The organism is Proteiniphilum sp., assembly GCF_040307845.1.
GTDB lineage: Bacteria > Bacteroidota > Bacteroidia > Bacteroidales > Dysgonomonadaceae > Proteiniphilum.
On record NZ_JAWRIS010000034.1, the window covers coordinates 18,544 to 31,598 of the forward strand.

Annotated in this window: 6 protein-coding genes and 1 rRNA gene; 5 read left to right on the forward strand and 2 right to left on the reverse strand. The window is 45.1% G+C overall.

Annotation, left to right across the window (positions count from 1 at the left end):
* Positions 1-10 precede the first annotated feature (10 nt).
* From lacZ4 to ABV001_RS08310, 5 genes are all read left to right on the forward strand, one after another.
* On the forward strand, positions 11-2,044 hold the full coding sequence (lacZ4, locus tag ABV001_RS08290) for a beta-glucuronidase LacZ4 (RefSeq protein ID WP_352422364.1): 2,034 nt from the start codon (positions 11-13) through the stop codon (positions 2,042-2,044).
* Between the two features lie 268 nt (positions 2,045-2,312).
* Positions 2,313-5,477, forward strand: coding sequence for a SusC/RagA family TonB-linked outer membrane protein (locus ABV001_RS08295; RefSeq protein ID WP_352422365.1), 3,165 nt, complete (start codon positions 2,313-2,315; stop codon positions 5,475-5,477).
* Positions 5,478-5,507: 30 nt separating this feature from the next.
* Entirely contained in the window at positions 5,508-7,232 is a 1,725-nt protein-coding gene (locus ABV001_RS08300; RefSeq protein WP_352422366.1) for a RagB/SusD family nutrient uptake outer membrane protein, read from the forward strand.
* Between the two features lie 135 nt (positions 7,233-7,367).
* A complete protein-coding gene (locus tag ABV001_RS08305; RefSeq protein ID WP_352422367.1) occupies positions 7,368-9,299 on the forward strand; it encodes a heparinase II/III family protein in 1,932 nt (643 codons plus the stop codon).
* A gap of 10 nt (positions 9,300-9,309) precedes the next feature.
* Positions 9,310-10,515, forward strand: a complete 1,206-nt coding sequence (locus ABV001_RS08310; protein WP_352422368.1) for a glycoside hydrolase family 88 protein — start codon at positions 9,310-9,312, stop codon at positions 10,513-10,515.
* An 86-nt stretch (positions 10,516-10,601) separates the two neighbouring features.
* Here ABV001_RS08310 and ABV001_RS08315 read toward each other — a convergent pair whose 3' ends face one another.
* Both ABV001_RS08315 and rrf read right to left on the reverse strand, forming a co-directional pair.
* Positions 10,602-12,839: a GH92 family glycosyl hydrolase gene (locus tag ABV001_RS08315; protein WP_352422369.1), complete on the reverse strand. Its 2,238-nt coding sequence runs from the start codon at positions 12,837-12,839 to the stop codon at positions 10,602-10,604.
* Between the two features lie 117 nt (positions 12,840-12,956).
* Positions 12,957-13,055 (reverse strand): 5S ribosomal RNA (gene rrf, locus ABV001_RS08320); the annotation flags it as partial.

Below are 13,055 nucleotides of genomic sequence, written 5' to 3' on the forward strand. Positions count from 1 at the left end.
TAGTTATACTATGAGAGGATTCACCATTTTATTACTTGTTTTTTTAGGTACATCCACAGTGTTGGCATCCCGGAGAGAAATATGTATTAACGACGACTGGCAGTTTCGTTTTTCGTGGCAAGTCCGGAAAGACTCTGAACGGAGGGTTGACCTACCGCACACATGGAACGCACAGGATGCACTGTCGGGTAAACAGGATTACCATCGTGGCGTGGGAAATTACCGCAAGAAACTTTCTATTGGTGAAGAATTGAAAGGGAAACGCCTTTATCTCCGTTTTGAAGGAGCAAACAGTGTCACCAATCTTTTTATCAATCAAAAGCATGTAGGCGAACACAGGGGTGGATACGGTGCTTTTGTATTCGATATCACAGAATATGTAGACTATGGTAAAGAAAACGAAATACTGGTCCGTGTTAATAATGCGCTTCAACTTGATATCATGCCGTTGGTAGGAGATTTCAATTTTTATGGCGGAATTTACCGTGATGTATATTTTGTGATTGCCGAAGAACAACACATTTCATTGACCGATTATGCTTCACCCGGTGTGTATCTGGTGCAGGACAAAGTATCGAAGGAAAATGCAGATATAACAGCCCGTATCATGTTGAGCAACTACGCCGACACACAGAATACCACATTGACACTGAATATTTATGAGGGCGTTAAGAATATCCTCACAAAACAAAAAAACATTCAGCTTCAGCAAGGAGAAAACCTGCAGGAAGAGATCGGATTCTCGATCAACAAACCCCGCCTATGGAATGGAAAGCAAGATCCCTTCAGCTACCGGGTGGAAGTTGTTTTATCTGTAAACGATGAAGTAAAAGATAAGGTTACCCAACCCCTTGGATTACGTTACTACTATGTAGATGCCGATAAAGGATTCTTCCTCAACGGAGAACAGATCAAGTTGAAAGGAGTTTGTCGCCACCAGGACAGGGCTGAAATCGGGAACGCACTCCACCCGATGCATCACGACGAGGACATGGAAATTATCCTGGAGATGGGTGCCAACGCCATGCGCCTGGCCCACTATCCGCAGGCAACCTATTTTTATGATCTGGCGGACAAAAACGGGCTGATTGTTTGGGCCGAAATCCCATTTATAGGCCCCGGAGGGTATGCCGAACAAGGATATGTAAACCAGCCCTCCTTCCGGGAAAACGGCAAAGAGCAATTGAAAGAACTGATCAGGCAACATTATAACCATCCCTCTATTTGCATGTGGGGACTGTACAACGAATTAAAAACCGAAGGTGACAATCCCGAAGAGTATGTCATGGAACTCAATGCCCTGGCACATAAAGAGGATCCTACCCGCCCCACGGTAGCCGCCAGTTTTTTGAGTGATGACAACCCGTTGAACAAGCATAGCGACCTGATAGCCTGGAACAAATACTATGGATGGTACGGCGGTAGTTTTTCCGATATGGGTATATGGGCCGACCATATCCACCGCAATTTCCCGGAATATAAGATTGCCATCAGCGAATATGGTGCGGGTGCGAGCATCTACCATCAACAGGAAAGAGTAAAAGCCGGGACGGCTTCCGGATGGTGGCATCCCGAAAACTGGCAGACCGCCTACCATATCGGGAACTGGAAAGCGATCAATGAACGCCCATTCATCTGGGGTTCATTTATCTGGAACTTGTTCGATTTCGGTGCGGCACACCGTACCGAAGGAGATCGTCCCGGGATCAACGACAAAGGACTGGTTACCTTCGATCGCAAAGTAAAAAAAGATGCTTTCTACTTCTATAAAGCCAACTGGAACAACGACAAACCATTCGTCTATATTGCTGATCGACGGCAGGTGAATCGAACTGTAGCAGAGACCACGGTAACGGTTTTCACGAATCTCCCTGAAGTTGAATTATGGATAAACGGAAAAAATATCGGTAAGCAAAAGACCGACGCTTATGCCACGGCCACATGGGAGAACATCGTACTGGAAAAAGGCAGGAACAAGATAGAGGTGAAAGCAGGTTCTACAAAACAACCTTACACAGACTTTACAGAATGGGTCCTTCAATAAAGCAATGGTTTTCAGAATAGTTAAAGTCTGCTTAGTGGACAATTCATACAAGTTAATTAGACGATTTGTGCCTACCCCTCCCTTCCAAATATGATATGTTTGCAACATTTATAATTTATTCAGTGTACCTCGAAAATATATTAGACATTATATTGATTAAAGAATGAGAGAATTGATAATCAGATATCTAAAATACTATTCGATATAAATTCTATTACACAAATTCAAAAGCTAAAAAACATTTTTCAACCTAAAAACATGCATTTATATGAAAATCAGTAATCTATCAGAGAGAGGGGTAAAATCCCTAACTATTACATTTGTTTCTGTTTTTTTATTGTTAAGCATGCATAACAGTTATGCAGGCGAAGCATTGAATGAGGGGAAGTCCTCCGCAGTTCAACAACAAAAAAAACAGATTACAGGGGCTGTTGTGGATAGCTACGATGAACCCCTCATTGGTGTTAATATTATAGAAAAAGGTACAACAAACGGTACCGTGACCGACATCGACGGCAACTATTCTTTAAGTGTGGCCGAGAATGCTGTCCTCCAGATTTCCTACATCGGTTTTCTGACACAGGAAATAAGTACGGTAGGCAAGACTACCGTAAATGTTACCTTACAGGAAGATACACAGGCGTTGGAAGAAGTGGTAGTCGTGGGATACGGTACACAAAAAAAGGTAAACCTTTCCGGGTCAGTGGCTTCCGTCAACATTGAAGATATGGCAGAGAAAAGGCCTATTTCCAATGTTTCCACGGCCCTTTACGGAACAGCTCCCGGGGTATATGTCAATTCCGGGAATAACAGGCCTTCCAATGCAGGGGATGCATCCATCCAGGTACGTGGACAAGGAACCTTGAATAACTCGTCTCCCTTGGTTATTGTGGATGGCGTGGAAAGCAATATGAGCAGTGTCAATCCACAGGATATTGCGACAATCTCAGTTTTGAAGGATGCCGCATCCTCCGCCATTTACGGATCAAGGGCAGCCAATGGGGTTATCCTTATCACCACAAAGAAAGGTTCAGCTGGTAATATGCGTTTAGATTACAACGGTTACGTTTCTTTTGAGACATTGAATAAACCTTTCAATTTAGTCACGAATTATGCTGATTACATGGAATATCTCAATGAAGGGTTATTAAACAGTAACAAACCCAGACAATTCTCCGACGCAATTATTCAAACCTGGAGAGACCATGAGAATGACGCCGACAAAACAAAATATCCCAATACAGATATTTTTGATGTATATAAGACCGGCGTTGCGCAACAACACAACATTTCGGCTTCCGGAGGAACCGACAAGATGACATTCTTCACCTCTTTCAATTATTTGAATAATCCGGGAATTTTGGAGAATACAGGATACGAACGTTATACCTTACGCACAAATCTCGATGCCCAGATCAAGGATTTTCTGAAAATCGGCACAAATGTAAGTGGATTTTACTCCACCACACCAATCATCAGTGATGCTATTGATGATATTTATACGTATGCGATGAGTGGAGGTAATCCGGGGATACCTCTTTTAGATGATCAGGATCGGTTAGGCATTAATGCGAACGTGGAGGATGACCCTCAGAATGCTACCAACAATCCTTATCTCCGATTAAGAAACAGGGCCGGTGATATCAACACATACAATCTCAGGTCACGATTCTACGGAGTATTGACTCCGTTCAAGGGGCTGACGATACAGGGTTCCTACTCTTATGAATATTGGGAACAAGCCAAAACAAGCAAGCCGGTTTTTGTACCGATGTGGAATTTCCAGACCGGAGCATTATATACCGACGGTAAAGGACAAACCAGCATTATGAACCGGGAGGAAAAAAGACTCAGGAATATGGGAGATATCACTGCCCTATATGATACAAAGTTAGCTAACGACAGACTCGGCCTTACCGTATTGTTGGGAGCAAGCCAGGAGCAATTCCAGAGGAACTATCACCAGGTGACCCGTAATGATCTGCTTGACCCTTCTTTGTGGGTCATCGATGGAGCTATCGGAGAGTCCTCTGCAAGTGGTAACATCACCGAATGGGCTATGCAATCCTACTTTGGCCGTATCAATCTATCATGGGAAGACAAGTATCTTTTCGAAGCCAATTTACGTCGTGACGGTTCATCACGATTCTTGGGAGACAACCGTTGGGGAGTATTTCCTTCTTTCTCCGGAGCCTGGCGTATCTCGGAAGAAAATTTCATGAGGGATATCGATTGGCTGGATAACCTGAAAATCCGTGCATCATACGGTACCTTAGGGAATAACGCATTAGGGACCAATAAAGATTTGGATGGTAATTACTCTGCCCAATCCACGTATGCCCAATCAAACTATATTCTGGGACGTTCGGTCATCATGGGTCTTTCTCAAACCGCATTGGCCAATGCCAATCTGACATGGGAAACTGTGTCCATGACCAATATCGGTGTCGATTTTAATGGATTAAGGAATCGCTTATCTGTTACCGCCGAGTGGTTTAATAAATATACCAAAGACATCCTTATTGATTTACCGGCACCACGGGTCCACGGGAATGCCTCGTTGCCACGCCAAAACGCGGCAGAGGTCAGCAACAAAGGGTTTGAGCTTGCTGCCACCTGGAACGATCGGATTGGAAAAGACTTCAACTACAATGTAGGGTTTAACGTGACTCATATAAAAAACAAAGTGGAGAAATTCAAAGGAGAAGAAAGATCTATTGATGGTAGTAGGATGATCCTGGAAGGATATCCTATCAGAACTTTATATATCCTTGAAGTGGATCGTCTTGTTACTACGGACGAAGACCTGGCTTACGTACAATCCATGATTGACAATGCTCCTGAGGGAAAAACAGTATTCCCATGGGGAAGGCCTGAAAAGGGTGATATACTTTATAAAGATACAGACGGAGATGGCGTATTAAGTGATAACGACAGGGTAGCTGTCGGCCACGGAAACAGCCCGAAATGGACCTTTGGTATGAGTTTGGGAGCAGAATGGAAAGGGATGGACTTTTCCATGTTGTTGCAGGGACAAGCCGGACTAAAAGACGTCTATTACAGTACTCTTTATCGTTCCACAGTGCGTATGGGATATCAATTAAACAAAGATGTGATCGAAAACAGATGGTATGAAGGTCGCCCAACTGCCGCAAAATATCCCAGATTATTGGATTATAGTGATACAAGAAACGAACGTGCGTCCACATTATGGGTGGCAAAAAAGGACTACCTGAAGATTCGTAACATCCAATTGGGATACACATTGCCTAAAGAAATATCTCAGAAAGCATTGATGGAAAGAGTAAGAATCTATACCAGTTTGGAAAATTTCTTTACTTTCACGAACTGGAAAGGATATGATCCTGAAATCAGCGGCGTTACTTATCCCACAATGCGTGAAGTGGTATTTGGTTTAAATGTAACTTTCTAATTCGTTAACAATATCAAAAACAGGAAAAATATGAAAAAAATATATTTATACATCATCGTTGCATTTATGGCTATGAATGGGTGTTATGATTTGGACAGATCACCCTTCGACCAGCTTAGCTCGGCTACATTCTGGAAGACCGAAGACCAATGTAAACAAGGTTTAATGGGAGTATATGCCACTTTTAAGGGAACCGACCTTTATGGCAAACAATTCCTTACCGACATCAATTCGGATGTAGCTGTAGGATACGACCAATATGAGGCGTTAATCTTAGGGACAGCTACACCCACAACCGGTTTTTTAAACGGTAAATGGCAAAATGGATATAATGCCATCCAAGGGGCAAATTTGGCTATCCGGGGTATTTCATCCTCTGAAATTGACGAAGAGACAAAAAAAATGTTTATCGGAGAAGCTAAATTCCTGCGTGCGCTTGCCTATTTTCACCTGTTCGATTATTTTGGTGGACTTCCGATTTATGATGAAACCACTAATCTGGAGACGGACATCAATAATCTCGATAACCCTCGGAGCAGTGCCGACGCTACCCGTGAGTTCATCATGAAAGACCTGGAGGATGCCACCCAGGCAGGATTACCCGATAAATGGGACGGTGCAAATTACGGTCGTGCAACCAAAAGTTCCGTTTATGCATTATTAGGGAAAGTACAACTCCACAACAAAGATTATCAGGCTGCGATCAATTCTTTCGAAGAGGTATTAAAACCCCAATACGGGCATTCGCTTCATCCTGACTTTGCTGAACTGTTTACACCAGCCGGTAATGGCTCGCCTGAAGCTGTTTTCACTATTGTAAATATTGGCAATATCGGCCAAATGTATGGTATGCCTTTCGCTTTTTATGCAGGAACCCGTAATACCCGTGGTAGCTGCTGGAACAATACGGTTCCTTCCACAGGATTGGCGGATATGTATGAATATAAGGATGGCAGACCGTTTGACTGGGATGAATTGTTCCCGGGATATACAACTAATAACGATGTAAAAGAACGTGTATGGCGCTGTCTATCCACTGATGACGGGACAAAAATCCTTGAGATTCCCGAAGAAGCCCAAACTATCATGGACATGTACGAACAGCGTGACCCCCGTATGAGTGCGACCCTGATCATGCCTTATACTCAATACTTAGGATGGTACTCGAATGCTCCGAGAGAAATGGATTTCTATTTCGCGAAAAAAGCGGACGGAGGTATTGTCGGCTTAAATGAAGCCAATGGATTTATGCGTAACAACAGGGGTGGATGGGAGACTTATTTCTGGAGAAAATATGTGCCGGAAGGCGACTGGGACGGTACAGCCACAAACCGTGAGCATACCCCTGTCAACTACAGTATCATCCGATTAGCCGATGTGTATCTGATGTTGGCCGAATGCTATAATGAAACAGACAACCAGGATAAAGCCGTTGAATATATCAACAAAGTACGTGCGCGGGTGGATATGGCCTTGTTAAACAGTGGACCGGCTCATCTCGAAGCCCGCACCAAAGAAGAAGTCTTCAACCGGATCTTCAAAGAAAAAGCGTATGAGTTTGCCAATGAAGGATTCCGGGACAGCGACTTGCGCCGTTGGAAATTATCCCACACGATGCTGAACAAAGATGAATTTGGAATTACCGGTAAACGATTGCTTACCCGTAAATTCAATAAAGACCGCGATTATCTATGGCCCATACCAAGTGATGAAATCGAAAAGAATGAATCATTAACCCAAAATCCGGGATGGTAATGTCATAGTATCTCTAATTATCCGGAAAGGAGCTATTCTTTCCGGATAATTTATTTTCTATTTTTCAAATCCGGCAAAAATTCACTTAATTTTATGCACATCAATGGCTATTCATTCAAATTATACTTTCACAATATGAAAATACTCTTTCATTCAATTTTGCCTCTTTTATTGATCTGCTCCATTCCTGTACATGCATATACCGAAAAGAACCTGTTGCAAAAAGCAGCTTCACCGGAGCAGATAAAATCGGCATTAATCCTTGACCAGCAATGGATGCCCTATCCTTCTTATTCTGATCGTGCAGGTTGGAACCGGTTCCTCGGGGATACAAGAGATCATTTTATCCGGCAGGGAGAAAAGAAACTGGCGTATGTATGGCAGGTTGTCCCGGCTACTGCTTATATCGAGTTTGAGAAAAGCGGCAACCGCCGTATCATGGAAGATCCTTTTGGCGAAAATAATCAAGCCATTGCCGATCTCCTGATGGCGGAATTGGCTGAAGGCAAAGGCCGGTTTATCGACCAGTTGATCAACGGCGTTTTTTATTCCTGTGAAATGAGTTCGTGGGTGTTATCAGCTCATTTGGGACGTGAACAGGTATCGCACCGTTCCCTGCCCGATAATAAAAAACATGTGATTGACTTGACGTCAGGCGATTTAAGTTCGCTTCTGGCCTGGGTATATTATTATCTGCACAGTGAATTCGACAAGGTAAATCCGGCTATTTCGGAGCGCCTGAGGCAAGAGTTACAGGAACGCACACTGGATACTTTCATGAATGACAGCAGCTTCTGGTGGATGGCCTTCGACTATGAACCCGGCATGATGGTCAACAACTGGAATCCATGGTGTAATTTCAATGTACTCCAGACCTTTTTCCTGCTCGAAAATGACCGGGACAAACTCGCAGAAGCGGTTTACCGGACAATGGTTTCAGTAGATAAATTCATCAACTACACCCATTCCGACGGAGCGTGTGAGGAAGGCCCCTCTTACTGGGGGCATGCCGCCGGCAAAATGTATGATTACCTGCAAATGCTGTATGACGGCACAGGTGGAAAGGTTTCCATATTCAATGATCCCATGATTAAAAATATGGGAGAATATATCGTTCGCTCTTACGTTGGCAACGACTGGGTTGTGAATTTTGCAGATGCGTCGGCAAAAGGCGGTGGTAACGGCCCGTTGATCTATCGTTACGGAAAGGCAGTCGTGAGTGAAGATATGATGCATTTTGCCGCCTACCTGAACAGCAGGTCGGAAAAGATACCGGTTTCATCGGGACGTGACATCTTCAGGACACTCCAAACGATTCTTTATTTTAATGAGATGAAGCAAGTGCCACCGACGGTTGAAACGCCATCATATACCTGGTACCCCGAAACGGAATTCTGCTACATGTCAAACAAAAACGGCTTTTTCGTGGCAGCGAAAGGGGGATATAACAACGAAAGCCATAATCACAACGATATTGGGACATTCTCGCTGTATCTCGATACAGTTCCCGTCTTTATCGATGCCGGCGTCGGGACATATACACGTCAGACATTCAGCTCCGAACGTTATTCTATCTGGACGATGCAAAGCAATTGGCATAACCTGCCGCTCATCAACGGCGCACCGCAGTCATTCGGCGCAAAGTACAAGGCTTCCGATGTAAAATTCAATCCGGCACGGATGCAGTTCTCGACAAATATTGCGACAGCTTACCCGAAAGATGCCGGCATAAAACAGTGGACACGTGCATATACATTAGGTAAAAATGAGCTGAAGATAGAAGACAGGTTTGTCCTGGATGGAGCGGAGACGCCTAATCAGATCAATTTCCTTACCTGGGGAAATGTGGATATCAGCCGTCCGGGAGAGATAATCATCAAGGTAGAAAATGCAAACGCAAGATTATCGTATGATAAGAATATATTTACCCCTGTGATTGACACGGTTACACTGGATGATCCCCGTCTCTCCAATGTATGGGGTAAAGAAATCCATCGGGTTTCGTTGAATGCAAAAAAAATAACCCCTTCCGGAACATACAGTTACACAATACATAAAATCAAATAAAACAATAAGAATGAGAATGAGGAATTTAGTGGTATCGGCCTTTGTGCTCGTATTGGTTTCATGCGGCACAGGAACAACAGAGAAGAATAACTTTATCCGGGAAAACATCGATTTTGCCGTCGATCAGATCGGCAGGGAAATCGAGGTAATCGAAGCGAGCGACAAAATCCTGAATCCGGTCACATTGAAACAGGACGGCAGTGTCTACTACTGTAGTTATGCCGACTGGCGCAGTGGGTTCTTCCCCGGCTCAGTATGGTATCTCTACGAGCTGACCGGAGATGAATATTATCATCCTCTGGCACATAAGTATTCAAAAGCCATCGAAGATGCCAAAAACCTCACATGGCACCACGACGTGGGTTTCATGATCTATTGCAGTTTCGGGAACGGCTTGCGTCTGACCGGAGATCCCGAATACAAGGAGATTATCATTCAGGCGGCAAAATCACTTTCAACCCGTTTCCGTCCGGCTGCCGGTATCCTGCAATCGTGGGATGTGGAACGCGGATGGCAGTCGGAGCGCGGTTGGGAATGCCCTGTGATCATCGATAATATGATGAACCTGGAGTTACTGTTCGAAGCTACCAAATTGTCGGGCGATCCCTCTTTCCGTGAAATTGCCGTCTCGCATGCCGACAGGACGCTGGCAGAACAGTTCCGTCCCGATGGGAGCTGCTACCATGTGATTGATTACAGCATGGAGGATGGCTCGGTACGTAACCGCCACACAGCACAGGGTTATGCCCATGAATCGACATGGAGCCGCGGGCAAGCCTGGGCCATCTACGGGTTTACCCTCTGCTATCGCGAAACCGGCGACCGGAAATATATCGACATGGCATTGAAAGCATTCGATTTCATGCGGAACCACAAGGATATGCCGGAAGACCTGATACCCTACTGGGATATGGATGCGCCGAATATCCCGAACGCATACCGCGATGCTTCCGCCGCAGCGGTGATTGCTTCCGCCCTGTACGAGATCAGCACGATGGATGTCGACAATCCGCGACAATACAAGGAATATGCCGACCGAATGATGCAAAGCCTCGCTTCGCCTTCTTATCGCGCCGATCCGGGTACAAACGGCCATTTCCTGCTGATGCACAGCGTAGGTAGCATCCCACATAACAACGAAATCGACGTTCCCTTGAATTACGCAGATTATTACTTCCTGGAAGCTTTAAAACATAAAAAGGATATAGAAGGGTAATAGGTCTCAGATAAGCTAAATCAGTAAAAACCGCCCATCTGTCAGTATAACAGATGGGCGGAGTTTTTTATAAATAAATATGCTGACTATTGCTCATTTGAGAAAGAGTAAGGGAAATCCTTTTGCTGAGCACCTCTCTCCTTATTGGGCAGGGCACTCATCTTGAAGGTAATCTCTCCCCCTTTCATGAGATCGTCGTGGTTGAGATAATTCTTTGTATACTGCATGCCGTTGAGCTTCATCTCTTCGATATATCGATTCCCTTTTCCATTATCCGTCGATTGGATTTTCAGGGTTTTCCCGTTCTCCAGATCGATCTCTACTGATTGGAAGAGCGGTGAACCGAGGATATATTGATCACTACCGGGACAGACGGGATAAAATCCCAATGCGGAGAAGACATACCATGCGGAAGTCTGCCCGTTATCTTCATCGCCGCAATAACCGTCGGGAGCGGCAGAATAGAGCTTATCCATGATCTCCCTGATCCAATACTGCGCTTTCCACGGTTCCCCCGCGTAATTATAGAGATAAACCATATGTTGGATCGGCTGGTTACCGTGCGCGTACTGCCCCATATCCATCACCTGCATCTCCCGCATTTCATGGATCATAGAGCGGCTCCTCATCCCCTCGTACCCCGGAATAACAAAAACGGAATCGAGCATATGGATGAATTCCTTGCGTCCTCCCATCAGGTCGATCAGTCCCTGGGGATCATGGAAAACGGACCAGGAGTAATGCCAACTATTCCCTTCAGTAAAATCGCGGCTCCAGTCGGTCGGGTTGAATGAATCGGAGAATGTGCCGTCGTCCGCACGGCCCGACATCAGTTTATGTGCAGGATTATAAAGATTCTTATAGTTCATCGCCCGCTCACCGTAGATGGCAATCTCGGCTTCCGGCCTACCCAACGCTTTTCCCAGACGATAGATGGTCCAGTCGTTATAGGCATATTCCAATGTACGGGCTACGTTCTGGCTGATTTTCAAATTGTTGGGAATATATCCGTATTGGTTATATTCGGCATAACCGGTACGTCCCGACGCCGGCACGGTTGGATGCACGTTATTGGCGCCATGCTTGAGCGCTTCCCAAAGCGTTTCAATATCATACCCTCTCAACCCTTTGATATATGCGTCAGCAACTACCGCAGCCGAATTATTACCCACCATGATGTTACGATGCCCCGGGCTGGCCCACTCGGGCAGGAAACCGCTCTCTTTATAGGCATTTACCAATCCTTCCTGCATCTTTACATTTTCGGAGGGAAAGATAAAATTAAGAAAAGGGAAAAGACATCTGAAAGTGTCCCAGAAACCGGTATCGGTAAACATATAGCCGGGAAGTACCTCCCCATTGTAAGGACTATAATGGTAAATATTGCCGTGAGCATCCACTTCGGAGAGATTCCGGGGGAAAAGCACTGTGCGATAAAAGTTAGAATAGAAGGTTCTCAGGTTGTCGATATTGTCATCCTCTACTCTTATCCGTCCCAACACCTCGTTCCAGCGGGCCTCACCCTTCTCCGCAATGGTATCAAAAGAATCGCTTCCCAACTCTTGCAGGTTCAGCATCGCCTGCTCTTCACTGATAAAGGAGGAGGCCACCCTGGCGTGCACCTGTTCCCTCCGGTGCGTCTTAAAACCGATCACCGCACCGGCATGATTTCCGGTAAATGTCGTCTCTTTTTCGTCAATCTCACCATCTTTCACAGCCGCATAGTAGGTGAAAGGCTTATCAAAGGTGATCACAAAATAGTTTTTGAAATTTTCAGGCACTCCGCCACTGTTACGGGTGGTATATCCCACGATCTTTTGCTCTTCGGGAATGATCCGGACATACGATCCTTTGTCGAAAGCATCGACAATAACGTAGGCACTGTCACTCTCAGGGAAAGTAAACCTAAACATGGCAGCACGCTCCGTGGGCGTGATCTCGGTGATTATATCATAATCAGCCAGATAAACCCGGTAATAATGAGGTTTGGCTATCTCTGCTTTATGGGAGAACCAGCTCGCCCGTTCTTTTTCATCAAAGACCGGTTTTCCGGCAATAGGCATCAGTGAAAACTGACCATAATCATTCATCCAGGGGCTGGGCTGATGCGTTTGCTTGAATCCCCTGATCTTGTCGGAATGGTAGGTATACATCCATCCGCTGCCCATTTCACCGGTCTGTGGCGACCAGAAGTTCATCCCCCAAGGCAGGGCGATCGCCGGATAGGTATTACCGGTAGAAAGTTCATACTTGGAATCTGTCCCTACCAATGTATTGACATAATCGATAGGATTGCAGGGCTGCCCCTTCACTGGCAGCATCATCCCCAGAAAAAACAGGATACTTGTTAATCGGACTATCTTCATACAAAATAAAAATATAAATTTATACAAAGATAAAAAAAAGCCCCCGAAGATTTCTCTCCGGGGGCTCATTTTAAAGGATGGCGGCTACCTGCTCTCCCACAAATCATGCAGTACCATCGGCGCCATTGGGCTTAACTTCTCTGTTCGGAATGGGAAGAGGTGGATCCCCAACGC